This is a genomic window from Pandoraea sp., from assembly GCF_041919235.1.
Classification (GTDB): Bacteria; Pseudomonadota; Gammaproteobacteria; order Burkholderiales; family Burkholderiaceae; genus Pandoraea.
Genome location: NZ_JAYRUC010000009.1, coordinates 79,249 through 104,688 on the forward strand (window position 1 = coordinate 79,249; position 25,440 = coordinate 104,688).

22 protein-coding genes are annotated in these 25,440 nt (G+C 63.8%); 10 read left to right on the plus strand and 12 right to left on the minus strand.

Annotated features, from left to right (window positions below; all coding sequences use genetic code 11):
* Positions 1–123: 123 nt before the first annotated feature.
* Positions 124–453 (minus strand): multidrug efflux SMR transporter, encoded by a 330-nt coding sequence (locus tag ACE3UG_RS09330; RefSeq protein ID WP_374622688.1) that lies wholly within the window; start codon positions 451–453, stop codon positions 124–126.
* 175 nt (positions 454–628) lie between these two features.
* On the opposite strand from ACE3UG_RS09330, the gene alaC reads away from it, so the two are divergent.
* The gene (gene alaC / locus ACE3UG_RS09335; RefSeq protein WP_374622691.1) at positions 629–1,846 is read left to right on the plus strand and encodes an alanine transaminase; all 1,218 of its coding nucleotides are present in this window, start codon (positions 629–631) and stop codon (positions 1,844–1,846) included.
* Between the two features lie 156 nt (positions 1,847–2,002).
* Here alaC and ACE3UG_RS09340 read toward each other — a convergent pair whose 3' ends face one another.
* The 4 genes from ACE3UG_RS09340 to ACE3UG_RS09355 form a co-directional block, all read right to left on the minus strand.
* Positions 2,003–2,416, minus strand: coding sequence for a PPC domain-containing DNA-binding protein (locus ACE3UG_RS09340; RefSeq protein ID WP_374622694.1), 414 nt, complete (start codon positions 2,414–2,416; stop codon positions 2,003–2,005).
* Positions 2,413–2,949, minus strand: a complete 537-nt coding sequence (locus ACE3UG_RS09345) for a hypothetical protein (RefSeq protein WP_374622696.1) — start codon at positions 2,947–2,949, stop codon at positions 2,413–2,415. Before ACE3UG_RS09345 ends, ACE3UG_RS09340 begins: the two co-directional genes overlap by 4 nt.
* Complete coding sequence (locus tag ACE3UG_RS09350; RefSeq protein WP_374622698.1) at positions 2,946–4,613, minus strand: acyl-CoA synthetase; 1,668 nt, start codon at positions 4,611–4,613, stop codon at positions 2,946–2,948. The genes ACE3UG_RS09345 and ACE3UG_RS09350 overlap by 4 nt, the downstream gene beginning before the upstream one ends.
* A gap of 61 nt (positions 4,614–4,674) precedes the next feature.
* Positions 4,675–5,844: an acetyl-CoA acetyltransferase gene (locus tag ACE3UG_RS09355; protein WP_374622701.1), complete on the minus strand. Its 1,170-nt coding sequence runs from the start codon at positions 5,842–5,844 to the stop codon at positions 4,675–4,677.
* Positions 5,845–6,512: 668 nt separating this feature from the next.
* On the opposite strand from ACE3UG_RS09355, the gene ACE3UG_RS09360 reads away from it, so the two are divergent.
* From ACE3UG_RS09360 to ACE3UG_RS09370, 3 genes are all read left to right on the plus strand, one after another.
* Entirely contained in the window at positions 6,513–7,532 is a 1,020-nt protein-coding gene (locus ACE3UG_RS09360; protein ID WP_374622704.1) for a TRAP transporter substrate-binding protein, read from the plus strand.
* Between the two features lie 15 nt (positions 7,533–7,547).
* Entirely contained in the window at positions 7,548–9,410 is a 1,863-nt protein-coding gene (locus ACE3UG_RS09365) for a TRAP transporter large permease subunit (RefSeq protein WP_374622899.1), read from the plus strand.
* 102 nt (positions 9,411–9,512) lie between these two features.
* Entirely contained in the window at positions 9,513–10,268 is a 756-nt protein-coding gene (locus ACE3UG_RS09370) for an SDR family NAD(P)-dependent oxidoreductase (protein ID WP_374622707.1), read from the plus strand.
* Between the two features lie 180 nt (positions 10,269–10,448).
* Here the strand turns inward: ACE3UG_RS09370 and ACE3UG_RS09375 are convergent, their stop codons facing one another.
* Positions 10,449–11,393 carry a LysR family transcriptional regulator gene (locus ACE3UG_RS09375; protein WP_374622709.1) on the minus strand — a complete coding sequence of 315 codons (945 nt, stop codon included), beginning with the start codon at positions 11,391–11,393 and terminating at the stop codon, positions 10,449–10,451.
* Between the two features lie 181 nt (positions 11,394–11,574).
* Between ACE3UG_RS09375 and ACE3UG_RS09380 the strand changes: the two genes are divergently transcribed.
* Positions 11,575–12,858 (plus strand): sigma-54-dependent Fis family transcriptional regulator, encoded by a 1,284-nt coding sequence (locus ACE3UG_RS09380; RefSeq protein WP_374622712.1) that lies wholly within the window; start codon positions 11,575–11,577, stop codon positions 12,856–12,858.
* Between the two features lie 835 nt (positions 12,859–13,693).
* Entirely contained in the window at positions 13,694–14,857 is a 1,164-nt protein-coding gene (locus ACE3UG_RS09385) for a porin (protein WP_374622715.1), read from the plus strand.
* A 103-nt stretch (positions 14,858–14,960) separates the two neighbouring features.
* Here the strand turns inward: ACE3UG_RS09385 and ACE3UG_RS09390 are convergent, their stop codons facing one another.
* On the minus strand, positions 14,961–16,394 hold the full coding sequence (locus tag ACE3UG_RS09390) for a gamma-glutamyl-gamma-aminobutyrate hydrolase family protein (RefSeq protein ID WP_374622717.1): 1,434 nt from the start codon (positions 16,392–16,394) through the stop codon (positions 14,961–14,963).
* Positions 16,395–16,779: 385 nt separating this feature from the next.
* On the opposite strand from ACE3UG_RS09390, the gene ACE3UG_RS09395 reads away from it, so the two are divergent.
* Positions 16,780–17,061, plus strand: coding sequence for a YkvA family protein (locus ACE3UG_RS09395; protein ID WP_374622720.1), 282 nt, complete (start codon positions 16,780–16,782; stop codon positions 17,059–17,061).
* 95 nt (positions 17,062–17,156) lie between these two features.
* Here ACE3UG_RS09395 and ACE3UG_RS09400 read toward each other — a convergent pair whose 3' ends face one another.
* Genes ACE3UG_RS09400 through ACE3UG_RS09410 form a run of 3 tightly spaced genes read right to left on the minus strand, consistent with a single transcriptional unit; the run spans position 17,157 to position 19,384 of the window.
* Positions 17,157–18,131: a quinone oxidoreductase gene (locus tag ACE3UG_RS09400; protein ID WP_374622723.1), complete on the minus strand. Its 975-nt coding sequence runs from the start codon at positions 18,129–18,131 to the stop codon at positions 17,157–17,159.
* A gap of 40 nt (positions 18,132–18,171) precedes the next feature.
* Positions 18,172–18,585 carry a methylglyoxal synthase gene (locus ACE3UG_RS09405; RefSeq protein WP_374622725.1) on the minus strand — a complete coding sequence of 138 codons (414 nt, stop codon included), beginning with the start codon at positions 18,583–18,585 and terminating at the stop codon, positions 18,172–18,174.
* A gap of 19 nt (positions 18,586–18,604) precedes the next feature.
* Entirely contained in the window at positions 18,605–19,384 is a 780-nt protein-coding gene (locus ACE3UG_RS09410) for an SDR family oxidoreductase (protein WP_374622728.1), read from the minus strand.
* A 210-nt stretch (positions 19,385–19,594) separates the two neighbouring features.
* On the opposite strand from ACE3UG_RS09410, the gene upp reads away from it, so the two are divergent.
* The gene (gene upp, locus ACE3UG_RS09415; protein WP_374622730.1) at positions 19,595–20,245 is read left to right on the plus strand and encodes a uracil phosphoribosyltransferase; all 651 of its coding nucleotides are present in this window, start codon (positions 19,595–19,597) and stop codon (positions 20,243–20,245) included.
* Positions 20,246–20,296: 51 nt separating this feature from the next.
* Here upp and ACE3UG_RS09420 read toward each other — a convergent pair whose 3' ends face one another.
* Together ACE3UG_RS09420 and ACE3UG_RS09425 are read right to left on the minus strand one after the other, a co-directional pair.
* Positions 20,297–21,217, minus strand: coding sequence for a DMT family transporter (locus ACE3UG_RS09420; RefSeq protein ID WP_374622732.1), 921 nt, complete (start codon positions 21,215–21,217; stop codon positions 20,297–20,299).
* A gap of 160 nt (positions 21,218–21,377) precedes the next feature.
* Entirely contained in the window at positions 21,378–22,859 is a 1,482-nt protein-coding gene (locus ACE3UG_RS09425; RefSeq protein ID WP_374622901.1) for a helicase HerA-like domain-containing protein, read from the minus strand.
* Between the two features lie 468 nt (positions 22,860–23,327).
* On the opposite strand from ACE3UG_RS09425, the gene ACE3UG_RS09430 reads away from it, so the two are divergent.
* Both ACE3UG_RS09430 and purD read left to right on the plus strand, forming a co-directional pair.
* A complete protein-coding gene (locus ACE3UG_RS09430; protein WP_374622735.1) occupies positions 23,328–24,053 on the plus strand; it encodes a YebC/PmpR family DNA-binding transcriptional regulator in 726 nt (241 codons plus the stop codon).
* 1 nt (position 24,054) lies between these two features.
* Positions 24,055–25,332, plus strand: coding sequence for a phosphoribosylamine--glycine ligase (purD, locus tag ACE3UG_RS09435; RefSeq protein WP_374622737.1), 1,278 nt, complete (start codon positions 24,055–24,057; stop codon positions 25,330–25,332).
* Positions 25,333–25,440 lie beyond the last annotated feature (108 nt).

Genomic DNA, 25,440 nt, shown 5'->3' on the forward strand with positions numbered 1-25,440 from the left:
CAGAACGCCGCCCCACTCTCCAGCCCACCTCCCTGCCCACCTCCCTGCCCCCTTCTCAGCCCCATCCCAGCCTGCTTTCCACATCACTTGACGTGCCACCTCGCACACCGATTCGTACACCTATCAATGCGCCGATGACTTCGACCAGAGATTCATCACCAGAACACCCGCAATGATGAGCGCCATGCCAAGCAGCGCTGGCGCGTCGAGCTTCTGCCCGAACAACACGCGCGCCGCCATCGAAATGAGCACGATGCCGAGTCCCGACCACATCGCATACGCAATGCCCACCGGAATCGTGCGCAAAGTCAGTGACAGCATGTAGAACGCCACGCCGTAACCCACGACGACCAGCACCACCGGCCCTGCCCGCGTGAATCCGTCCGATGCCTTGAGCGCCGACGTCGCAATCACCTCCGCCACGATCGCCACCAACAGGTATAGATACGCCATCGAAACTCCTCTTCCTCAAACGCCCGGCCGGCCATCATAACCGACGCGTTCCCCGCCATCCCCCTCAAAATTCGCTTGCCTTGGCGCACCGCGCTGCGCTAGAGTCGCCATCACGGTGTGGCCAGCACACCGGCGTCGCTCGGACGGTTCCGGGCGCTTACGTTCCAGGATCATCATGTCCAGCTCTCAGGGCTCGCGCAGCTTTGCGCGCATCAATCGTCTTCCCCCGTACGTTTTCAATATCACAGCCGAGCTGAAGATGGCGGCACGCCGCCGTGGCGAGGACATCATCGACCTGTCGATGGGCAACCCCGACGGCGCCACGCCGCCGCATATCGTCAGCAAGCTCGTCGAAGTCGCTCAACGCCCCGACACGCACGGTTATTCGACGTCGCGTGGCATTCCCCGTCTGCGCCGCGCGATCACGCGCTGGTACAAGGATCGCTACGACGTCGACCTCGATCCCGAGCGCGAAGCCATCGTCACCATCGGCTCGAAGGAAGGTCTCGCCCACCTGATGCTCGCCACGCTGGATCAGGGCGACACCGTACTCGTGCCGAATCCGTCATACCCGATTCACATCTATGGCGCAGTCATCGCCGGCGCGAACATTCGCTCCGTACCAATGACGCCCGGCATCGATTTCTTCACCGAACTCGAACGCGGCATTCGCGAGAGCCATCCGAAGCCGAAAATGGTGATTCTCGGCTTCCCGTCGAACCCCACCGCCCAATGCGTCGAACTCGAATTCTTCGAGCGTGTGATCGATCTCGCCCGCAAACACGACATTCTCGTGGTGCACGATCTGGCCTATGCGGATATTGTCTACGACGGCTACAAGGCCCCCTCGATCATGCAGGTGCCCGGCGCGAAGGACGTGGCCGTCGAATTCTTCACGCTCTCCAAGAGCTACAACATGGCCGGCTGGCGCATCGGCTTCATGGTCGGCAACGCCGATCTGGTCTCCGCGCTCGCTCGCATCAAGAGCTATCACGATTACGGCACCTTCACGCCGGTGCAGGTCGCGGCCATCGCCGCACTCGAAGGCGACCAGCAGTGCGTAGAAGAGATTCGCGCACAGTATCAGCGCCGCCGTGACGTGCTCCACAAAGGCTTGACGGAAGCCGGCTGGGCAGTCGATCTGCCGCGCGCATCGATGTACATCTGGGCGCGCATTCCCGAACCGTATCGCGCGCTCGGCTCGCTCGAATTCGCGAAGAAGCTGCTCGCGCAGGCCAAGGTCTCGGTCTCGCCGGGCATCGGTTTCGGAGATTACGGCGACGACTACGTACGCTTCGCCTTGATTGAGAACGAGTCGCGTATTCGCCAGGCGGTGCGCGGCATCAAACACATGTTCCGTGAAGACGGACTCGTTCAACCCACGGTCGCCTGACCCGCTTCAGCACGGACGAAAAGCGCGTCGGCAGCGCCCGCAAGCCCCGCCGATCGTGAATGGGTGGCGCGGACCGCGCATCGAAAGTCGCATGCGTGCCCACCCTTCGGTGGCACGCATGCGACCCACGGACTGCGCGGTTGGATAAGCATCCGGCTACGCGGGCAACCACTCCTGCAACGTCACCTCGATGGTGATGAACGACAGGTTGCCACCGCGCACGAAGCGCCCGGCGAACATGCGCCCGTCGGTGTCCGCCACCATGCCGTGCAGCATGGGCCGCGTGTGCGCAGCATCGGAGCGGACATCCACCTCGCCGAACACATTGAGGATTTCCACACCGGGGCCGCTCACCAGTTGCTCACGCCAACCCTCACCCGCGCGAAACGCCAGACGAGCGTCGATCAGACTCCCCACGGCGCCGCGCACGATGGCACGCGAGATGCCATGCTCCGCGCACAGCGCCTCGATGCTCTCGGTCAGATCCTGATTCGGTTTGAGACGTGCCACGACCAACCTGCCCAGCGTGCCGTTCTCGATGGCCACCGGAACCTCCAGCGCTGCACTCATGAGCGACCTCCGGCGACGGGATGGAGCAGGTGAAAGCGTGTCTCTTCGTCGTCTGCCGTCACGTAGCCGCCGCGCTCGAACAGACACAGGCGAATCACCACCGGCTCGTCACCGGCCCACGTGTGATCGAGAATCAGATGACCGCCGTGCAACTCGCCGCACGGGTCGGAAAACCCCGCATGACAATGCAACAACGTGGCGCCGTCAGCCGTGCGGCCGACTGTGATCGCCCCGCCGATCAGATCCACTTCCCGGATTTCGTCGACCGGCGCGCCATACCCAAAGGGGCGCTCCGTGTCTGCGGTGTTCTCGATCATGTGATACCGCAGACCTCGCGCGGTACCCGCGCAGAAACGGCCGACGCCGCCACCGTACGCATAGCGGGATAACGCCGCGCGTAAGGACTCGCCGAGATTCGCACCGGACCGGATCGTCACGCGCAGTTCGTGCTGCCCGCTCAACACGCAGTCTTCCACACGGGGTAACGTGGGGGCGCCTGCATGCCGATAGATCCGTGAAAGCGCAGGTTTCATAGTCGATAGTCTCCTTGCTCTTCGAGCATCGTCTTGATTTGCTTCTTCACGATCTTGCCGTAGCCCGACTTGGGCATGGCACTCCAGAATATGAAGCGACGCGGCCATTTGTAGCGGGCAATGCGCGCTTCCAGGTGTCCGATCAGCTCATCGGCCTGAGCGGCCATGCCTTCCCGGGCGACCACCACCGCGAGCCCGCTCTCACCCCATTTGGGGTCGGGCACGCCGAGTACCGCGCACTCCGATACGGCCGGGTGCGTGAGCAACGCTTCCTCGATCTCGCGCGGATAGACGTTCGAGCCCCCGGAGATGTACATGTCCGACGCGCGGCCCGTGATGTACAGGAACCCCTGTGCGTCGACATGCCCGAGGTCGCCAGTGTGGAACCAATCGTCCTTGAACGCCTTGGCGTTTGCGTCCGGATTGTTGTGATACCCCATGAAGACCGCCGGCCCGCGCACGCAAATCTCGCCCGATGCAAACGGCCCCTGACGCTCGCCCCGCTCGTCGAGAATCGCCACTTCCATGCCGGTGCGCGGCACGCCGCAAGTGCCGATGCGCGCGTCGGGCGCGTTGTCGTCGTCGGTGTGCAGCCATGGCGGCAATACCGTAATGTTGCCCGTCACCTCGCCCAGCCCGTAGTACTGAACCAGCACGCGGCCCAGCTTTTGCAGCGCGTATTTCTGATCGGCGCGATACATCGGCGCACCGGCATAAATCACAAAGCGCAGCGAGCTATGGTCATAACGATCCACGGCCGGATCTTCCACCAGCATCTTGACGATGGTCGGCACCGTGAACATGTTGTCGACGCGATGACGCTCGATCGCTTGCCAGACCTGCTCCGCATCCATCTTCTCGCCCGGCAACAGCACGCTTGCCGCGCCGCGCGCGGTATTGACGATGGCGTGAATGCCCGCCCCATGCGAGAGCGGCGCGACCACCATCGACCGGCTGCGATAAGTGATGCCGGGCATGAGATCGGCAAGGTGATTCGTCACGACGAAAGCCATCTGCCCGTGCGAGAGCACGCCCGCCTTCGGATGCCCGGTCGTGCCCGACGTATAGAAGAACCACAGGGGATCCTCGTACTCGACTTCCGCCTCATCGCAGGGCGCGCCCCTATGCTCGGCGACGAGCGTCTCGTAATGCAACTCGCCCTCGCGCGGCGCGCCCAACGCGATCACGTGACGCAATGCCGGCGACGCGGCACGCACGGCGTCGACATGCCCCTCGAAGCCGGCGTCGTAGATCATCGCGCATGCACCGCTCGACTGGCCCAGATAGGCCGCCTCCGGCGCCGTGATCCGAAAGTTCGTCGGCACCCACACGGCGCCGAGCCGAAACGCGATCCAGGCACTCTCGAAGATGGGCAGGTTGTTGCGCGAGTGCACCAGCAGCTTGTCGCCCTTGCCCACCCCCAGCTTGCGCAGGGCTTCGACTGCGGCGTTCACGCGGGCATCGATTTCCCCCCAGGTACTGACCTTGTCACCGACGATCACGCCGGGTTCGTCCGGATGTCGCCGGGCAACGTCGGCCAGCAAGCGGCCGAGATTCATGACCTTCTTGAGCATTTCGCTCGTCTCCTCTTTCTTCTTTGCTTCGTCTTGCCGTTCGCCCCGCCCTTCACAGGCCGGGCTGCCTGCCTGACACCCATCGTTCATGTGCCTTATCGACTTATCGACTTATCGACTTATCGACTTATCGACTTATCGACTTATCGACTTATCGACGGGCTTCGAGAATGCTCACGTAATTGGCCACCGCCGCGCCGCCCATGTTGAACACGCCCGCGAGCCGCGCGTTGGGAATCTGCATCTCGCCAGCGGTCCCCGTCAGTTGCATGGCGGCCATCACGTGCATGGACACGCCGGTGGCGCCCACCGGATGGCCCTTCGCCTTGAGGCCGCCCGACGGATTGACCGGCAGCAGGCCGGTCTTCTCGGTCAAGCCCTCGGCCACCACGCTCGCGCCCTGCCCGGGCTTGGCCAGCCCCATGGCCTCGTATTCGATGAGCTCGGCAATCGTGAAACAGTCGTGCGTCTCGACCAGCGACAAGTCTTTTAGCGAAACGCCGGCAACCCCGAGCGCCTGCCGCCACGCGTGCTGGCCGCCTTCGAACGCCAGCGGATCGCGACGCGAGAGCGGCAAGTAGTCGTTGACCTGCACCGCCGCGCGAAAGCCGACCGCCTTGGACATCGAGCGCGCCACGTCGGCCGACGAGATCACCAGCGCCGCGGCGCCATCCGAGACCATCGAACAATCAGTACGCTTGAGTGGCCCCGCCACGAACGGATTCTTCTCCGAGACGTTGCGACAGAAGTCATAGCCGAAGTCGCGACGCATGTGCGCGTAGGGGTTCACCGAGCCATTGCGATGGTTCTTCGCGGCGATGCGCGCGAGGGCATCGGACTGATCGCCATAGCGGTCGAAATAGGCCTGCGCAATCGTGCCGAACACGCCCGCGAAGCCCCCCGGAATGTCGGCCTCTTCACGTGCATACGAACACTTAAGCAGCACTTCGCCCACCTGCGGCGTTGCCAATTCGGTCATCTTCTCAAAGCCGATCACCAGCGCATGCGTGGCCTTGCCCGCCTCGATGGATTGCAGCCCGCCGTGCACGGCGGCCGAACCCGTCGCACACGCATTCTCATATCGCGTGGCAGGCTTGAAGCGCAGTCCCGGAATTCGGTTGAAGATCAGCGACGACGGGAAATCCTGATACAGGAAACCGCCATTGAATGTGCCGACGTGTATGGAATCGATCTGCTCGGGCGCGAGGCCCGCGTCGTCGAGCGCAGCTTGTGCAACGTCGGCCAGCAGAACTTCGGCGTCCACGTTATCGAGTTTGCCGAACTGGGAGTGGGCCCAGCCCGTTAGGCATGCAGCAACCATGAAGTGTCTCCGGAAAATTGGGGTCATCAAGACTCCGGTGAGCAAGTTCAATGCCAGATACGGGCACGTTCGTCGAGCGGTGCTGCACCTACGGCATCGCGCCTCGGCCCGGGATGCCCTCAGCACCGCCCTTGCATGCATTGACGCGCTCGCCGCTAGCGTAGGCGGACAGCCCCCCATCCATCACACGAACCAGGGCCTGCGGCGGCCCGCAGGCGAAGGCCAATTTGCTGTACCGCAGCACGACGTCACGCGCGCAACGCCTGCGACACCTGTCGCATCGTCTTCGCCCATCGCGTGTCACAGGTGTCGCACGACTGCGGACAAGTGCGACAGGTGTCGCAGCACGCTTTGCACGTCCAGCACTCACACGGCGCGCGTATCAAACACCCTCGCTCGCCCCTAATCCGCACCGTGACTTGTTCCGCGCGGCGGGCGCCGCTGCGACAAGGCACTGCGCGCGCGTCGGGATTTCACTAATGCTTAATAACATAAGGGTTTTCCCGCTTAAGCCGCGATCTGGCATTCGACTTGCGTAAGATAGCCAGGCCACTTGCGAGCCGCGTCACGCTCGCCTTCCGAGATGGCCGAGACGCTGCAGGGCAACACGTCCGCACGCCTCGCGCTTCAGACGCAGTCACCAAACCAATAAACAGGAGACATGCAGTATGAGCAACATGGATCGCCGCCACTTCATCAAGGTCGTGGCAGCCACGTCGGCCGCGGCCGCCACGGGGTTGTATCAGACGCAAGCGCACGCTGCCGAATTCACGCTGAAATTCGCCAACAACCTTCCCATCAGTCACCCGATGAACATTCGCGCCAAAGAGATGGCGCAGAAGATCGCGGAGCAGTCGAAAGGTCGCATCGATTTCCAGATTTACCCGAACAACCAGCTCGGCACCGACAGCGACATGCTGAGCCAGATTCGCGCGGGCGCCATTGATTTCTTCACGCTCTCGCCGCTGATTCTCGGCACGCTCGTGCCCTCGGCGCAAATTTCCGGCGTGGGCTTCGCGTTCAAGGATTACGGACAGGTGTGGGCGGCAATGGACGGCGATCTCGGTGCGCACGTTCGTGGCCAGATCGCTAAGACGTCGGTGTTCGCGTTCGACAAGATCTGGGAAAACGGTTATCGCCAGATCACCACGAGCAGCCGCCCGATCAACACCCCGGTCGACCTCAAGGGCCTGAAGATCCGCGTTCCCCCGAGCCCGTTGTGGACGTCGATGTTCCGCGCCTTCGACTCGTCGCCCACGTCGATCAACTTCGCCGAGGTGTATTCGGCACTGCAGACGCACATCGTCGAAGCCCAGGAAAATCCGCTGGCCCTGCTGACCACGGCCAAGCTGTACGAAGTGCAGAAGTACGTGTCGATGACGAATCACATGTGGGACGGTTTCTGGTTCCTCGCCAACAAGCAGAAGTGGGACAAGCTGCCGAAGGACCTGCAGGCGATCGTGACCGCCAATGTGAACGCCGCAGCAATGGCGCAACGCGACGACGTGCGAAAGCTCAACGACGGCGTGATGGTCGAACTCAAGCAGAAGGGACTCGTGTTCAACGCACCGAACAACGAGCAGTTCCGCGAAAAGCTCCGCGCCGCCGGCTTCTATGCCGAATGGCACAAGAAGTTCGGTGACGAGGCGTGGGCCATGTTGGAAAAGTACACCGGGAAGCTCGCGTAAATGGAAACGTTGACGATGACGGCCGAGCCGACGCACGCGCTCGCCCGCCTCTTCTGCCACGTCAACCGCGCGGTGATGAAAGTCACCGAAGCGGTTGCCGTGCTGCTGGTGGTGGCGGAGACTCTCATCCTGTTCGCGGGCGTCGTCTCGCGTTACGGGTTCGACAATCCGCTCACGTGGTCGGACGAACTGGCGCAAATCCTGTTCATCTGGCTATCGATGCTCGGCGCTGTGCTCGCGCTCGACCGGGGCGAGCATATGCGCTTGTCCGCCATCGTCAACAAACTCCCGGCGACGTGGCGCGACTGGTTCCAGACCATGGCTGCGCTCACGGTCTGCGTGTTCGTCGCGCTCATCATCGTGCCCGCGTACACGCACGCCATCGAGCAGATGGATATCACCACGCCGGCACTCGAGATCCCCGACGGGCTTCGCGCCGCCGCCCTGCCAGTGGGCGCGGTACTGATGCTCATCGCGGCCGTCTCGCGTCTGGCGCGCTGCTCGAGCATGCGACAAGTCGGTCTCGGTGTGCTGTTCGTCGCCGCACTGGGGGCCGCGCTGTGGCTCGGCCGTCCGGCGCTCATTGCCATGGGCAACTACAACCTGCTGGTGTTCTTCGTGCTGATCGTGGGCGCATGCGTGGCAGGCGGCATTCCCATCGCCTTCGCCTTCGGCACGGCAACACTGGCGTATCTGGCGCTGGTCACCGATGCGCCGCTGCAAATCGTCGTCAGCCGCATGGACGAAGGCATGTCGGGCCTCATTCTGCTGTCGGTCCCGCTGTTCGTTCTGCTCGGCGCGCTCATAGAGATGAGCGGACTCGCGCGCAGCCTCATCGAATTCATGGCCTCGCTGCTCGGTCACGTGCGCGGCGGCCTGCAATATGTGCTGCTCGGCGCCATGTTCCTGGTTTCGGGCATTTCCGGTTCCAAGGCGGCCGATATGGCCGCCGTCGCCCCCGCGCTCTTCCCCGAGATGCAGCGGCGCGGATCGAAGCCCGAAGATCTCGTCGCGCTGCTCTCGGCAACCGGCGCCATGACCGAGACGATCCCACCCAGCCTTGTGTTGATCACGATCGGCGCGGTGTGCGGTGTGTCGATCACCGCGCTCTTCGTCGGCGGTCTGCTGCCTGCGGTTATCGCCACGCTCGCGATCGTCGTGGTGTGCTTCGCACGTTCGCGCAAGGAAGCGCCCAGTGCGACACGTCGCGCGCCGTGGCGCGTGATCGGCAAGACGTTCATCGTTGCCTTGCCCGCGCTCGCCCTGCCGATCCTCATCCGCACGGCCGTGATCGAAGGTGCCGCGACGGCGACCGAGGTCTCGACTGTCGGCATCGCTTACACAATCGTGATTGGCCTGATCGTCCACGCCTTCCGGAAGCACCTGAACTTCAAGCGCCTTTACCCGCTGTTGACGGAAACGGCTGCGCTCTCCGGTGCGATTCTGCTCATCATCGGCATGGCCACCGCCATGGCCTGGGCGCTCACCCAGTCGGGCTTCTCCGCCAAGCTTGTCGCGCTGATGCATGGCGTGCCCGGCGGGCAGGTCGGCTTTCTGCTTATCTCGATGGTCGTGTTCATCGTGCTGGGCAGCGTATTGGAAGGCATTCCGGCCATCGTGCTGTTCGGGCCACTGCTCTTTCCGGTCGCCCGGTCGTTGGGCATTCACGACGTGCATTACGCAATGGTCGTGATCCTGTCGATGGGCATGGGATTGTTCGCTCCACCGCTGGGCGTCGGCTTCTATGCCGCGTGCGCCATCGGCAAGACATCGCCGGACAGAGTATTCAACCGGATGTGGACCTACATGGGCGCGCTGTTCATCGCCCTGCTCCTCGTCGTCTTCGTCCCCTGGATCTCGGTCGGCTTTCTGAAGTAAGGCAAACCCGCTAACGGTTTCTCGATATCACCGACGGGCTCCGCCGCGCTGCTGGCGGCGGGGCCCGTCCTGTAGAAATAAATAAATTTAGGAGTCCATAGCATGACGGAGAGAGTAGCAGTTGTGACGGGCGGCGCAATGGGTATTGGCGCGGCCATCTGCGAACGGTTGGTGAGCGACGGCCTGACCGTGGTTGTGGCCGATCTGAACGAAGGTGCGGCGGCAGAAACGGCGCAGAAGTTGAGCGCGGCGGGGGGGAAGGCATGGGCGCTGGGGATGAATGTCGGTGACGCGGCATCGATTGAGAGCGGCTTCGCACAGGTTGCGCAACGGCATGGCCGCTGCGATGTCCTCGTGAACAACGCCGGCATCGCCAAGACATTCCCGTTTCTCGACTATCCGCTCGATCACTGGCATCAGGTCATGGCCGTCAACCTCACGGGCACGTTGCTGTGCGCTCAGCATGCGGGGCGACTCATGCGGGAGCAACGCTGGGGGCGGATTGTCAATCTGGCGTCCGTCGCGGGCATTCTGGCGAGCGCCGGGCGCACGGCTTACGGAACCTCGAAAGCGGCGGTCATCGGCCTTACGCGCCAGATGGCCATTGAACTCGCGCCGTTCGGCATTACCGCCAACGGCGTCGCGCCCGGCCCCATCGACACGCCGCTCACGCAGGCGCTCCACTCCGACATCTCGCGACGTCACTATACGGAGACGACGCCGCTCGGCCGCTACGGTCAGCCGAGCGAGATCGCGGGGGCGGTGAGCTTTCTGGCGTCGGACGACGCGTCTTACGTGACCGGTCACATCCTGCCGGTTGACGGCGGCTTTGTGGCGGCTGGAATTCTGGAGATCTGATCTCGCTTTCGTCCTTCAGTGCCGTTCGGACAAGACGAATTGCCGCGTCGACGCAAATCGAAACGGCAATTCGTCGGCGCTTCGGCGCTTCGGCGCTTGGTGGCGCTTCGCCATGCCGGCACAAGCGCCTCACACGCGTCATTGAACGGTATTAGCCTTCGCCCCCCCCCTTTTGCGCCATCAGCCAGCCCCGGCGCGCGGTCCATCGGGCACCAGCCGGGCACCCGGTGCGCTCTGCATCTCCTGCCACACGGCTCTCGCGTTCGCGACAAACGTTTCGACACACGGATTGTGATTGTCGCGGCTCCACAGCAGCACCACCTCCGCCACGGGTGCGTTGCGCAACGGTTTGAAGACCGCGTTGCCCGATGCGCTCGCGCTGCTCATCGACATCGGCACCATCGCGACACCGAGCCCCTCCCCCACCAGGTTGATGATGGTCTGCTGTAAGTTCGTTTCCAGCCGGATATGCGGCGAAAAGCCCGCGCGACGGCAATGATCGACGACCAGATCGTAGACCAGCGGCGCGATCTCGCGCGGAATGCTCACGAACGACTCCTCGGCCAGTTGCGCGGCGTCTAGCACCCGCGCTTTGCCCAGGGCGTGCGTGCGCGGCAGCACCGCCACCATTTCCTCGCGAAACACGGTGGCAGTGTTGAGGCCGCTGAGGTCTTCCGGACGATACATGATGCCCACATCGGTTTTCCCAGCCCGCACTGCCTCAGCGAGCAGATTGGGCAAGGTCTCCGCCAGTTTCATGTCGACGCGCGAGTACGCCGCAGCATACGTGCGCGTGAGCGCCGGCAGAATGTTATACGCCGAGGACATCATGAAGCCGACCGTGATCGCACCATCCTCGCCCCGGCTCGCCGCCACGACATTGCGGCGCGCCCGCTCGACCGCGTTGAGGATTTCCATCGCGTCCTGATAAAAGCGTGCGCCGGCACGCGTGAGCCGCACACTGCGCCGCGTGCGCTCGAAAAGCTGCACGCCCAACTCCGCCTCCATCAGGGCAATCTGCCGCGACAACGGCGGCTGCGAGATATGCAATTGCTGGGCCGCACGGCCGAAATGGAGGGTCTCCGCGAGCACTACAAAATACTGGAAATGGCGCAGCTCGATCATTTGATACCCCAGAGGTATTAATAGCGCATCAATATTGTATTGGATGTTATGACTATGCGGTCGTATGCTGCGTTAGCGGTTGGCCACCCGAGCCGGCCGCGACATAAAGAGACGTCAGGAAACGCCAGGCCACAAGCCACCGACGGCGCCCTTTCGTACCGATACGAGAAGGAGACAAGTCATGCCCGCTCACCTCGCTGTAGCGCCAGCCCCTGCTCGACCTGTCGGCCACGCCAGCCCCCACGGCGCCGCCACTCCCAATACCGCCTTCAACAACATCACCGCGCTCGCCGAGCGCATCGTCCGTGTGCCCGCCCCCCCCACTGCAGCGCATCCGATGCGTCCCGACTACCTCGCTATCGACGAGCTGTGCGGTACCGATAGCCGCATGCGCGCGCTGCTCACGCGCGGCAAACGCTTTATCGATCGCGGACTGCCGGTATTGATTCTCGGTGAGACAGGAACGGGCAAGGAGTTTCTGGCCCGAGCACTGCATGCGTACAGTGAGCGGCGCGCACAGGCGTTCGTTGCGATCAATACGGCGTCGCTGCCCGAGCATCTGGTCGAGAGCGAGCTCTTCGGCTATCAGCGCGGCGCATTTTCAGGCGCATTACCCGGCGGCATGAAGGGGAAGCTACAACAGGCCGATGGCGGCACGCTCTTCCTGGACGAGATAGGCGACATGCCGCACGCGCTGCAAACGCGCCTGCTGCGGGTGCTCTCGGAGCGCGAAGTCACGCCGCTGGGTGCGAGTCATTCGGTGCCCATCAATGTGCAGCTCATCTGCGCAACGCATCAGGATCTCGCCAGCGCGGTGGCCCAGGGCACGTTCCGCGAAGATCTCTACTACCGTATTGCCGTCGGCATACTCACACTGCCGGCCCTGCGCGAGCGCAGCGACAAGCGCGATTTGATCGCCCGCATGCTGTGCGATGAATGGCCAGATCTGCGCGCCGATCAGGCGCTGGCGCGTTTATCGCCCGACGCCGAGTCGCGCCTGCTCGCCCACGCATGGCCGGGAAATCTGCGCCAGCTGCGCGCGGCGCTGCGCTACGCCTGTGCCGTGATGAGCGGCAACGTGTTGTGCGCCGACGATCTGCCGCCGGAACCCCACCTGTCGGCGCCGGCGCGAGGATCGGATCGTCACGCAGAGATGCGAGCGACGCAGGCGATCCGAGCGATAGGGGCGAAAGGGGCGATAGGAGCGATAGGGACACAGGAAGCCGACGATGCCGTCGCGTCGATGCCGCTCGCATTGCATGATGAGACAAGTCCGGACGACTCCCCGCAGGACCGGGAACGTGAGCGCATTCTGCAAGCGCTCGCGCAACATCGCTGGAACATCTCCGCTGCCGCGCGCACGCTCGGCTTCTGCCGCGCGTCGCTGTATCGAAAGCTCAAGCAGTTGAGCATTCCGCACGTACGCGATTGCGGCGAGGCACTTAGCGCGGTCCACTACGCATAGCCGAAAAACGCAGGCAAAAAAAAAGCGCGGCCAATAAGGCCGCGCCAAGGTTTGGAGACTTTTCACTCAATGCAAAAGTCTACTTCTCGCGACGCGTAGTATAGGTCTGCTGACCGAGATCATTGTCATCATTCGACGCAATGCATTATTCGGCGACTCGCAATAGTCCGATAAAACACTATTAATAAAGGACTTTTTGCGACACGCAGATTTTTCATGCGGACCATCATCTCGGATTTTCCTCATCGCGAGCAGGTCAGCGCGCGTTGACATGAGCATCACCGCCGCCCAATCTCCCCCGATGAAGGCACTTCCATATCGCGGTGGCGAAACGTGAACCCCCATGCGTCGAACTGCGTCCGATGTCGACAACGACGTTTCGTGCGGGGCGCCACGCTCACCAACAGACCCCGTGCCTTGCTCATGCGTCGCCGGATGCATCGCCGGAACTAAACGACATGGGCACCTGTCGCGCGCAAATCCAGTACTGACAATGGTTCCCGCGCACCTTCCCATGCACTGAACACTGTGTCCCAAGCGCAACACACGTCGCTTGCACGGCCATTTCTCACCTACGCTTAATCAAGCCAATCCCTTATCGGACAACGCTTTTCGACACATCCGTCGGATTCTTCCCATATCCGAAATAGATTCTTGCGGATTATGAAATAGGCGGGAGTAACGCTCACTCATACACTGCCCCCTGTCTACAGAGCAGTGCCGATACCTGATCGGGTCCGCGAATGACAAACGGTCGCCTCGACATGTTCTGTTTCGCCGCGTTCTGTTTTCACGCGAATTCTGCGATTCGTGTCACGTTACTGGAGCTTAAACCATGAAAAAAACTCTTCTTGCCGCTGCCGTTGTCGGCGCGTTCTCCGCGAGCGCCCAAGCACAAAGCAGCGTCACCCTGTACGGCCTGATCGACGCTGGCGTTGCCTACACCAGCAACTCGACGAACACGGCAGGTGCTTCGGGTTCGAAGAACTTCCGCGCCACGAGTGGCCTGGTCAATGGCAGCCGTTGGGGCCTGAAGGGAGCGGAAGATCTGGGTGGCGGTAACAAGGCCATCTTCGTGCTGGAAAACGGTTTCTCGATCAACAACGGCACGTCGGGCCAGAACGGCCGCATGTTCGGCCGTCAGGCGTTCGTTGGCCTGCAGAACGACAAGTTCGGCTCGGTCACGATCGGCCGTCAGTACGACTCGCTGGTGGACTACCTGGCGCCGCTCACGCTGAACGGCTCGTCGTTCGGCGGCACCATCGCCGCTCACCCGTACGATAACGACAACACGAACAACTCGTTCCGTGTGAACAACTCGGTCAAGTACTCGAGCGCCAACTACAACGGTCTGACGTTCGGCGGCCTGTATGGCTTCTCGAACAAGGCCGGTGATTTCTCGAACAACCGTGCGTTCAGCGCTGGCGTGAACTACGCCAACGGCCCGTTGACGGTCGCGGCTGCCTACTTGGAGCGTCAGGGTAACCCGGGCAACAACAACACCGGCGGCGCAGTCGACACGTCGAGCGGCGGTGACTCGGTGTTCAACGCCTCGAAGCAACGCGTTTGGGGTATCGGTGGTAACTACGCATTCGGCCCGGCAACCGTCGGCCTGGTGTACACCCACACGCAACTGCAAGGGCTGACCGGCCTGAACTACAACAGCACGGCCGTTGCCTTCGGCAACGACGGTCTGAAGTTCGACAACTTCGAAGTCAACGGTCGCTACATGCTGACCCCGGCTGTCTCGCTCTCGGCCGCCTATACGTACACGATGGCCAAGCAGGATTCGACGGACAAGAAGCCGAAGTTCCACACCGTCACGCTGCAAGCCGACTACCGTCTGTCGAAGCGTACCGATGTGTACCTGACCGGTTCGTACCAGCACATCTCCGACAACGAAGGCACGGGCCTCCAGGCCGGTGTCGGCGCTGCCGGCGGTATGTCGTCGACCAGCTCGCAAACCGTTGTGGGCACGGGTATCCGTCACCGCTTCTAAGCGACGCGGCTCGAGCACCGGCGGCTGTATGCCGGTGCTCGAGACATGAAAATGGGCAGCCTCGCGGCTGCCCATTTTTTATTGCATCGACCGTCTCTCGCGATCAGAAGCGCGTTTCGCGCGCGGCACGCAGGAAGTTGTCGAGAACCGGCGTGCAATCGAGAAACTCCGGCCCGCCCGCCCGGTGGAACTCCGGATGCCATTGCAGCCCCAGCACGAACGGCGCCTTGCGGTAGCGTATGGCTTCCACCACCCCATCTTCCGCACACACCGCCTCCACACTCAAGTCGCGTCCGAGTGTCTTCACCGACTGATGATGGATCGAGTTGACGATCGGCACGTCGACCGGTGCCAGCATCTGCGCAAGCGATGAGCCCTCGGGGAACGTCAGCGTGTGACGGTTGTGTTCGTATGTCTCGGTGACGTGCGGGATCGCTTCGGTCAGATCCGTCGCGATGTCCTGGTGCAACGTGCCGCCGAACGCCACATTGATGAGCTGACAGCCACGGCAAACGCCGAGAATCGGCTTGCCCTGCTCCACGAACTCATGCAGCAATTCGAGTTCGTACATGTCGCGCATGCGATCGCCCTGCCACTCATGACGCGTTGCCACTTCCGAATACGTCATCGGCGAAACGTCTGCGCCGCCCTGCAACACAAGCCCGTCGAGATGCTTCGCGTAATCGTGCAGGCGGATATGACTCGGGTGCAGCAGGCCCTGCGTGTCGACCGTAGGGATCATGAACACCAGCACGTCGCGCGACATCACCCAATGCGCGATCGACTCTTCGAGATATTGCAGCGTCTTGCCACGCAGCCCCTTGGCCCCCGGCTCGGGATGAAAGATGCGCGCCGAGATGCCGATCTTCAGCGTGCGCTGCGTGATGCGCTGCCCCGCACGCTCGTACCACGCGCGAAAACGTGCCGACGTGATGCGACGCAGGACCGACCAAGGGGAATCTCCCGCCCGCAAGTACGACGGTTGGTCGCCCATCGACGACGGACTCCCCGGACGCGGGGCGCCCTGGCCGAACGTCGGTTGATGCAAAGTCTCGCCGTCCCCGGCACCGCCAGTCGCGCCCGCAGTGCCCGGGCCGGCCGCTCTCACGTCCTCGCCCGAGCGTGGCGCGGACGCACCGATCGGATTGCGCTCGGATGCCACGTCGACGACCGGCGCATGCGCTGCCGGTATCGTTGCAGGCGTTGGCTGACCCTGCGGCTTGTCGGGCGGGGCGTCGCTCGACGCCGGTGATTCGGACGGCTGCGCCTGACGCGTCAGCGTATCGGGATTGCCCGGCATGTCGGTCGAGGCTTCGGACGTGCCGGCAACGGGCTTCCCCGTCGCATGTGCCGTCGCCGATGTCGGTGCCTCCACATAGTCGGACTCGGACGAGCCCTGCGTGGCTGACGCTGGCGCGATGCCAGCCTCGCCAGCCTCGGTTGCCGGAGATGTCTTCGGTGGCGTTGCGCTCTTGCTCGTATCGGACTCTGACTGATTTGACTGCTGCGGCGATTTCGGATCTTGAGCGTCGGTCATGATGGCGTTTGGAAGGCGTCCGCTAAGGGGGAAAAATGGATTGACCACTGCGGCTGGCAAATTATCCCGCTGCCCTGACCCAGCCGCAACCCGGAAAGCCAATGCACTGCCGGAACAGGCGCAGCGAATCCCAGCCAGTGCAAACGCCGATGAAACCGTCCGGCCGCTGCGCGGTCGAAATCATTTGTCACGCTTCGTGCACATTCGTTCGCGCCCGGCACGCAGTGCGCTCAACGCACTAAACGCACTCAACGCACTCAACGCACTCAACGCGTACAATTGGCGCACGAAGCTCGACGTTCCCCAAATTTTGAACGACGTTTGTGCCACCGCAGTGACATACCCGCCGTCATCCGGCGGGCATATCGGTACCAGGAGCCTGAAAGTGAAGCGTTTTCTCCGTCTTTGGCAAGTCGCCCGCCACGATTTCCGCGTCCTGTGGCGTGCGGCTCGTGATCCGCGCCGCCCTCGCTGGTTGCTGCCCGCGCTGGCGCTGCTCGCCGTGTACCTGGTCAGCCCGTTCGACCTGATTCCCGACTTCGTGCCGGTGTTCGGCCTGCTCGACGATGTCGTCGTCATCGGCATGGTCGTACATTGGCTCATCACGCGTTTGCCGGTCGACCTGCGCGAGGACGCACGCGCCAACGTCTTCACCCAACGCGCCTGAACGCAGCCGCCAGCGGCATCGCCTGCAACAAAAGCGAGACGCCGAGGCCGTCCCACCGCCCCGTGCCCCACCGGCACGGCGACGGCCACGGCAGCTCAGGGCATGAGCAGCGTCGATCCCGTGGTCTTGCGCGCTTCGAGATCGCGATGGGCCTGCGCTACGTCGGACAACGCGTAACGCTGATTGACCTCGATCTTGACCGCCCCATTGGCGACGACGTCGAACAGTTCGTTCGCCGTGGCTTCCAGATCAGCACGCCTGGCCGTGTAGCTGAACAGCGTCGGGCGCGTGAAGAACAGCGAGCCGCGAGACACGAGATCCGCCGTGTTGATCTGCTCGACGGGGCCTGACGCGCTCCCGAAGTTCACCATCATGCCAAGCGGCCGCAGGCAGTCGAGCGATCCGATGAAGGTATCCTTGCCGATCGAATCGTAGACCACAGGCACGCCTTCGCCGCCGGTAATCTCTTTCACTCGTTCGACGAAATTCTCACGCGTGTAGACGATCGGATGGTCACAACCGTGCTTGCGCACGAGCGCCGCCTTTTCGTTGGAACCGACCGTGCCGATCACCGTCGCGCCCAGCGCCTTGGCCCATTGGCAGACGATGAGTCCCACGCCGCCCGCCGCCGCGTGGATGAGGATCGTGTCGCCCGCCTTGACCGGATAGGTGCGGCGCAGCAGGTATTGCGCCGTCATGCCTTGCAGCATCATCGCGGCGGCCTGGTCGTCGCTGATGGCGTCGGGCAGACGCACGAGCGGCTCAGCCGGCATGACACGAGCCTGAGCGTATGCGCCGCACGGACGGCTCGCGTACGCCACGCGATCGCCCGGCTTGACATGCGTCACGCCCTCGCCCACAGCCTCGACCACTCCGGCAGCCTCCATGCCCAGACCGGCGGGCAGCGGTTGCGGGTAAAGACCGGTGCGAAAATATACGTCGATGTAGTTCAGCCCCACGGCGTTGTGCCGCACGCGCGCCTCGCCCGGTCCGGGCTCGCCGACTTCGATGTCAACGTACTTCATCACTTCCGGACCGCCATTCTGTTCAATGCGGATTGCCTTCGTCATCCTCGCTCCTTCCCTTCGTCAGATATGCAGGTTCTCGGCGTCAGGCCGACGGTTGTGCCGCCAGCCGTACCATCAGTTGCTCGAGCAACAAGCGCGCGGTGGCGCTGTTGGTCGCGCACGGCACGTTGTGCACGTCGCAGGCACGCACGAGGGCGTTGATGTCGGGTTCGTGCGGTTGCGGCGTCATCGGGTCGCGCAGGAACAGCACCATGTCGACGCGCCCCTCGGCCAGTTGCGCGCCGATCTGGAGGTCGCCGCCATGCGGCCCGGACAGCATGCGCTCGATGTCGAGGCCCAGCTCGGTGGCGATGCGCCCACCCGTTGTGCCCGTCGCCACGAGTCGACACTGGCGCAGCACGCCGACGTAGTCGCGCGCGAGCGCCAGAATTTCGTCCTTCTTCTTATCGTGCGCAATGAGCGCGATCCGAACGCTCGGCACCGTCGATACAGTCATTGAGTCGATCCTTGATGGATTAGAACGTGCCCGGATACGCGCCGCCGTCTATCAGCACGTTCTGCCCGGTGATATAGCCTGCCTGTGCGCTGCAAAGGAACGCGCAGGCCGCGCCGAACTCGTCCGGCCGGCCGAAGCGGCGTGCCGGAATCGCCGCGGCCCGTTTGGCGCGCGCGTCGTCAAGCGACTGGCCGCTCTTGCTGGCCCATGCCTGCAGGGTCCCCGCGAGGCGGTCGGTATCGAATGCGCCCGGCAGCAGATTGTTGATGGTGACGTTATGCGCGACCGTCGTGCGCGCGAGCCCGGCCACGAACCCGGTCAGCCCGGATCGCGCGCCGTTGGACAATCCGAGGATGTCGATGGGTGCCTTCACGGCAGATGAGGTGATGTTGACGATGCGCCCGAAACCGCGCGCGATCATGCCGTCAACACTCGCCTTGATGAGTTCGATCGGCGTGAGCATGTTCGCGTCGAGCGCACGAATCCAGTCGTCGCGCTGCCAGTCGCGGAAGTCGCCCGGCGGCGGCCCGCCCGCGTTGGTCACCAGGATGTCGGGTTGCCCACATGCCGCCAATGCCTGCGCACGCCCCTGCGGCGTCGTGATGTCGCAGGCCACGGAGGTCACGCGCACGCCCGACGTCGCGCGAATGTGCTCTGCCGCCGCTTCGAGCGCGTCTGCGGTGCGCGCGACGATCACGACGTTCGCCCCGGCGTCGGCCAGCGCCTGCGCGCATGCCCGCCCCAACCCTTTGCTCGCACCGCACACCAGCGCGGCGCGCCCCTTGATTCCCAGATCCATGTTCAGCCTTCAAAACAAGTGAAGCGTTGGACAACTGCGGCCGTACCGCCGTCTTGCTGCGATTCTAAGGGAATCGTGCGAGGGCCGCTTTGCCGTGCCCGCGCCGTGGGGATTCGCCCCGGCTGACATCGAAACCCGGACCGGCGGTGCGTGCATCGGCTAAAATCGCGGCCATGCGGGCCACACCGGCCCTGCCCCAGATTGCCTGCCATGAAACAAGACATCCGCTTCCCGAATCTCTACATCTGCGATCACCCGCTGATCCAGCACAAGCTCTCGCACATGCGCGACAAGGAAACGTCGACGCGCACATTCCGCGGGCTGCTACGCGAGATCACGTTGCTCATGGGCTACGAGATCACGCGCGACCTGCCGCTCACGACCGAGCGTATCGACACGCCGATGGTCGCCATGGACGCGCCCGTGATCGCGGGCAAGAAGCTCGCCATCGTGCCGGTGCTGCGTGCCGGCGTGGGCATGAGCGACGGCCTGCTCGATCTCGTGCCGTCGGCGCGCGTCGGGCACATTGGCGTGTATCGCGATGAACAACACCGTCCGGTCGAATATCTCGTGCGTCTGCCGGACGTGGCCGACCGCCGTTTCATTCTGTGTGATCCGATGGTGGCGACCGGCTATTCGGCCGTGCACGCCGTCGACGTGCTGCGCAAACGCGGCGTGGCCGAAGAGAACATCGCGTTCCTCGCGCTGGTGGCGGCGCCCGAAGGCGTGAAGGTGCTTCACGATGCCCATCCGGGCGTGAAACTGTATGTCGCGTCGCTCGACGAACGTCTGGACGATCACGCCTACATCATTCCCGGTCTGGGCGACGCCGGCGACCGGCTGTTCGGCACCAAGAACTGACAAGCTGCGGCCAGTGCGCCCCGGCAACGCCGAGGCGCACTCCATGCTTGCCTAAGCGCCCTTGCGCCGCCGCGTGGCCATGGCCACCCCGACGGCCGCCAGCACCATTCCGCCCCACGCCAGCGGCGGCATGTGTTCGCCGATCATGATCCACGCTGCGAGCGCCGCCGAGGGCGGCACCAGGAAAAACAGCGCCGAAACGCGCGACGCCTCACCGCGCCGGATCATCGCCAGCAGCAACGAGATCGCGACAATCGAATTGCCGATCACGAGATAGACGAGCGCCGCGCCGAGCTGCCATGTCCATTCGACGCGCATCGGCTCGAGCCACCAGGCAAGTGGCAACGTCGCCGCGAAGCCCACGGCATACTGCACGAGATTGGACGTGATCGGGTGTTCGCCGACGCCGAAGCGCTTTTCGTAGAGCGTGCCGCAAGTGATCGCGCCGAGCGCCACGAACGTCAGCACCAGCCCCAGCATGGAGGTCGCCTCCACCGCCGAGCGCGCCACGATGACGAGCGCCGCGCCCGCCAACCCCAGCCCGAGCCCGATCCAGTTAACACCGCTCACGCGCTCACCCACCAGATGCGGCACGGCCAGCGCGACGAGAATCGGTTGCAGCGATGTAATCAGCGCCACGCTGCCCGCCGACACGCCCAATCGCAGCGCCAGGTACGTCATGCTGAAATACAGCGCCTGAATGAGCAGACCGATGACGACGAGATGCCCCCACGCGGCGGCCGTCTTCGGCAACGGTGGACGCATGACGACCGCCAGCGGCGCGAGCAGCACGAGCACGAGGCCGTAGCGCAACGCGAGAAAAGTCAGCGGGTCGGCATACGTCAGACCGATTTTGGCGACGGTAAAGCCGACCGACCACAGAAACAGAAAGATGAGCGGCGCCGCGCGCAGCCACCACGGATCGTGGGCGACGCCGGTGCGCACCGGTTCCAGCGAAGATTTCAGCGACATGGGGCAGTGCAGGGTCCTGGAGGGGGGAATGGTGCAGGTGATGGTGATGGTGCAGGTGACGATGCAGGCGGCGCGCCCGCGCCGCAGCGCGCGCCGCACAAGACAAGCCCTCGGACGCACGCGCCGTCATAGGCTGCGTCGTCGGGCGCGATGCCCCGGCTCACCGGCGCTTGCTACCGCCGAGAATGCTGCCCAGCACACCGCGTACGATCTCGCGGCCCAACTGGCTGCCAATCGTGCGCGCCGTACTCTTGACCATCGCCTCGACAGCCGTGTCCTTTCGCCGCGAACCGCCCGCACCGCCGAGCAAGCCGCCGAGCGAGTCTTTCACGGCATCGAGCAGACCGCCGCCGGAAGACCCGCCGGCCTGAGCATCCGGCACAGGCGCGCCCCCGGAAGCGGGGGGCACGTCGCCCTGCCGCGTTTGCGTGCGCCCAACGAGCTTTTCGTAAGCCGACTCGCGATCCACCGTCTTCTCGTACACGCCCGCCACCAGCGAGGCGGCGATCAGCGCGGCGCGCTCCTGCGGCGTTATCGGTCCGATGCGCGACGCCGGCGGCGCGATATACGCGCGCTCGGTCACCGCCGGACGCCCCTTCTCGTCGAGCAACGACACCAGCGCTTCGCCGACCCCCAGCTCACCGATCGCCGTTTCGATGTCGAGCGACGGATTGGCACGCATGGTCTGCGCGGCCACCTTCACCGCCTTCTGATCGCGCGGCGAATAGGCCCGCAGCGCATGCTGCACGCGATTGCCCAGTTGGCCGAGAATGGTGTCCGGCACATCGACCGGGTTTTGCGTCACGAAATACACGCCGACGCCCTTCGAACGAATCAGACGCACCATCTGCTCGATGCGCTCGAGCAACGGCTTGGGCGCCTCGTTGAACAACAAATGCGCCTCATCGAAGAAAAAGACGAGCTTGGGCTTGTCGGGGTCTCCCACCTCCGGCAGCCGCTCGAACAACTCGGCGAGCAGCCACAGCAGGAAGGTGGCGTAGATGCGCGGCGCGGCCAGCAGCTTGTCGGCCGCGAGAATGTTGACGATGCCGCGCCCTTGCGCGTCCGTCTGCATGAAGTCTTCGATATTGAGCATCGGCTCGCCGAAGAACTTGTCAGCGCCCTGTTGCTCGAGCGTGAGCAGGCCGCGCTGGATCGCCCCGACCGACGCGGCCGAAATGTTGCCGTATTGCGTGGTGAAGGTCGACGCGTTATCGCCCACGTGCTGGAGCATGGCGCGCAGGTCCTTGCTATCGAGCAGCAACAGGCCATTGTCGTCGGCGATCTTGAACACGAGATTGAGTACGCCGGTCTGCGTCTCGTTCAGCCCGAGCAAACGCGCGAGCAGGAGCGGCCCGAGGTCGGAGACCGTCGCACGCACCGGATGGCCCTGCTCGCCGAACACGTCCCACAGCGTGGCCGGGCTGCCGTGCCAGTCGGGGGTATCAAAGCCAAGACGGGTGATGCGCTCCTTGAGCTTGGGCGTCTCGACACCGGGCTGCGTGATTCCGGTCAGATCGCCTTTCACGTCGGCCATGAACACGGGCACGCCGATATCGGAGAAAGCCTGCGCGACGACCTGAAGCGTCACGGTCTTGCCAGTGCCCGTGGCCCCGGTGATCAGTCCATGGCGGTTGCCCATGGCGGGGAGCAGGCCGAGGACATGCTGGTCGTTGTGCGCGATCACGAGCCGTTCACCGGCTTCGTGAGCAGAACGCGCGACACTGGCGGCGGGGGCCGATGAGGGCGCTTCGAGCGGCGATGCTTGCGGCGACACGGGCTTCTGGGGCATGAGAGTCCTCGGCGATGGCCACGGCGTGGCGCGTGACACGGCGCAGCAAACACCCGTGGCACGGTGCGGCGGCATGATAAAATTGCCTTCGATTATAGCGGCAGGTTGCCGCTGGGACTGCCCCGGCCCGAAATGACTGACGGGACCGACCGGATCGACGGGATCGACAGGATCCGTCGGAGCCAACGGGGCGATTGGGCATCGAGCGCCCGCGACCGCGGAGGTGGCGGGCGCTCCCGCATCAACGGTTGGCCGCGCCGCACTGCGCCGGCCGGCAGAGCACACATCGCCGCACAGCGCGGCACGACGGAGAAATTCATGGCGGGTCATTCCAAATGGGCCAACATCAAGCACAAGAAGGCCGCGGCAGATGCGAAGCGCGGTAAAGTCTGGACACGCCTGATCAAGGAAATCACGGTGGCCGCCCGCCTCGGCGGCGGTGACGCCGACAGCAACCCGCGCCTGCGTCTGGCCGTGGAAAAGGCAGCCGACGCCAACATGCCCAAGGACAACGTCAAGCGCGCGATCGATCGCGGCATTGGCGGCCTGGACGGCGCCAACTACGAAGAAATCCGCTACGAAGGCTATGGCCTGAGCGGTGCTGCGGTGATCGTCGATACCATGACGGACAACCGCACCCGCACCGTGGCGGAAGTGCGTCACGCGTTCTCCAAGCACGGCGGCAACATGGGCACCGACGGCTCGGTGGCGTTTCTCTTCACGCACTGCGGCCAGTTCCTTTTCTCGCCGGAAACCCCGGAAGACAAACTCATGGAAGTGGCGCTCGACGCCGGCGCGGACGACGTCATCACCAACGACGACGGCAGCTTCGAAGTCATCTGCCCGCCGAACGACTTCCAGGCCGTCAAGACCAAGCTCGAAGCGGCTGGTCTGAAGGCCGAAGTCGCGGAGGTCACCATGAAGCCGCAAACCGAAGTGGTCTTCACCGGCGAAGACGCCGTGAAGATGCAAAAGCTGCTCGACGCGCTCGAAAACCTCGACGACGTGCAGGAAGTGTTCACCAACGCCGTCATCGAGGAATAAGATGAAAATTCTGGTTGTCGGCTCAGGCGGCCGCGAACACGCGCTGGCGTGGAAGCTTGCTCAATCGTCGCGTATTCAACTCGTGTATGTTGCCCCAGGCAATGGCGGCACCGCACTCGACGAGCGTCTGCGCAATGTGCCGATCAGCGATCCGAACGTGCTCGCCGAATTTGCCGTGCGCGAGGGCATTGCGCTCACGGTGGTCGGCCCGGAAGCGCCGCTCGCCGCCGGTATCGTGAACCTCTTCCGCGCGCGTGGCCTGAAGGTCTTCGGCCCGACGAAGGAAGCCGCGCAGCTCGAATCGTCGAAGGATTTCGCCAAGGCGTTCATGAAGCGTCACGGCATTCCCACCGCCGATTACGAAACGTTCTCCGACGCCGCCCTCGCCCACGCGTACATCGACGCCAAGGGTGCGCCGATCGTCATCAAGGCGGACGGCCTCGCCGCAGGCAAGGGGGTGGTCGTGGCGATGTCGCTCGAGGAAGCGCACCACGCCGTCGACATGATGCTCGCGGACAACAAGCTCGGCGACGCCGGCGCCCGCGTGGTGATCGAGGAGTTCCTGCAAGGCGAGGAAGCCAGCTTCATCGTGATGGTCGACGGCAAGAACGTGTTGCCGCTCGCCACGTCGCAGGATCACAAGCGCCTGCTCGACAACGATCAGGGCCCCAACACGGGCGGCATGGGCGCCTATTCGCCTGCCCCGATCGTCTCACCGCAGATTCATGCGCGCGTGATGCGCGAGATCATTCTGCCAACCGTGCGAGGCATGGAAACCGATGGCATTCGCTATACGGGTTTCCTGTACGCGGGTCTGATGATCGATCCGCAAGGCAACATCAAGACGCTTGAATTCAACTGCCGGATGGGCGACCCCGAGACGCAGCCGATCATGGCACGTCTGAAGGGCGACTTTTCGGTGGTGGTCGAGCACGCGATTGCCGGCACGCTCGACAAGGTCGAACTCGACTGGGATCGCCGCTATGCGCTCGGGGTGGTACTCGCCGCTCACGGCTATCCGGACAATCCGCGCAAGGACGACCGGATCTCCGATATTCCGGCCGAGACTGCCGATTGCGTGACGTTCCACGCAGGGACCCAACTCGAAAACGACGTGCTCAAGGTCACCGGCGGACGCGTGCTGTGCGTGGTCGGTCTGTCCGACACCGTGCGCGGCGCGCAGAGCGTGGCGTACCAGACCGTAAACCAGATCAACTTCGAAGGCATGCAGTATCGCCACGATATCGGCAATCGCGCGCTGGCGCGCAAACCGGAGTGAGTCCGGCAGCGCTCGAAGGGATGCCTTGAAGCGCTGAACCGTTTTGCCACGGCCCGGGGACGCCATGTCACCCGGGCCGTTTTCGTTTCAGCGGCGGCGCAACGTCGC

Bases quoted from the DNA above. Each gene is read 5' to 3' on its own strand.
- ACE3UG_RS09330 (WP_374622688.1), bottom strand. From the start codon at position 453: ATGGCGTATCTATACCTGTTGGTGGCGATCGTGGCGGAGGTGATTGCG.
- alaC (WP_374622691.1), top strand. From the start codon at position 629: ATGTCCAGCTCTCAGGGCTCGCGCAGCTTTGCGCGCATCAATCGTCTT.
- ACE3UG_RS09340 (WP_374622694.1), bottom strand. From the start codon at position 2,416: ATGAGTGCAGCGCTGGAGGTTCCGGTGGCCATCGAGAACGGCACGCTG.
- ACE3UG_RS09345 (WP_374622696.1), bottom strand. From the start codon at position 2,949: ATGAAACCTGCGCTTTCACGGATCTATCGGCATGCAGGCGCCCCCACG.
- ACE3UG_RS09350 (WP_374622698.1), bottom strand. From the start codon at position 4,613: ATGAACGATGGGTGTCAGGCAGGCAGCCCGGCCTGTGAAGGGCGGGGC.
- ACE3UG_RS09355 (WP_374622701.1), bottom strand. From the start codon at position 5,844: ATGGTTGCTGCATGCCTAACGGGCTGGGCCCACTCCCAGTTCGGCAAA.
- ACE3UG_RS09360 (WP_374622704.1), top strand. From the start codon at position 6,513: ATGAGCAACATGGATCGCCGCCACTTCATCAAGGTCGTGGCAGCCACG.
- ACE3UG_RS09365 (WP_374622899.1), top strand. From the start codon at position 7,548: ATGACGGCCGAGCCGACGCACGCGCTCGCCCGCCTCTTCTGCCACGTC.
- ACE3UG_RS09370 (WP_374622707.1), top strand. From the start codon at position 9,513: ATGACGGAGAGAGTAGCAGTTGTGACGGGCGGCGCAATGGGTATTGGC.
- ACE3UG_RS09375 (WP_374622709.1), bottom strand. From the start codon at position 11,393: ATGATCGAGCTGCGCCATTTCCAGTATTTTGTAGTGCTCGCGGAGACC.
- ACE3UG_RS09380 (WP_374622712.1), top strand. From the start codon at position 11,575: ATGCCCGCTCACCTCGCTGTAGCGCCAGCCCCTGCTCGACCTGTCGGC.
- ACE3UG_RS09385 (WP_374622715.1), top strand. From the start codon at position 13,694: ATGAAAAAAACTCTTCTTGCCGCTGCCGTTGTCGGCGCGTTCTCCGCG.
- ACE3UG_RS09390 (WP_374622717.1), bottom strand. From the start codon at position 16,394: ATGACCGACGCTCAAGATCCGAAATCGCCGCAGCAGTCAAATCAGTCA.
- ACE3UG_RS09400 (WP_374622723.1), bottom strand. From the start codon at position 18,131: ATGACGAAGGCAATCCGCATTGAACAGAATGGCGGTCCGGAAGTGATG.
- ACE3UG_RS09405 (WP_374622725.1), bottom strand. From the start codon at position 18,585: ATGACTGTATCGACGGTGCCGAGCGTTCGGATCGCGCTCATTGCGCAC.
- ACE3UG_RS09410 (WP_374622728.1), bottom strand. From the start codon at position 19,384: ATGGATCTGGGAATCAAGGGGCGCGCCGCGCTGGTGTGCGGTGCGAGC.
- upp (WP_374622730.1), top strand. From the start codon at position 19,595: ATGAAACAAGACATCCGCTTCCCGAATCTCTACATCTGCGATCACCCG.
- ACE3UG_RS09420 (WP_374622732.1), bottom strand. From the start codon at position 21,217: ATGTCGCTGAAATCTTCGCTGGAACCGGTGCGCACCGGCGTCGCCCAC.
- ACE3UG_RS09425 (WP_374622901.1), bottom strand. From the start codon at position 22,859: ATGGGCAACCGCCATGGACTGATCACCGGGGCCACGGGCACTGGCAAG.
- ACE3UG_RS09430 (WP_374622735.1), top strand. From the start codon at position 23,328: ATGGCGGGTCATTCCAAATGGGCCAACATCAAGCACAAGAAGGCCGCG.
- purD (WP_374622737.1), top strand. From the start codon at position 24,055: ATGAAAATTCTGGTTGTCGGCTCAGGCGGCCGCGAACACGCGCTGGCG.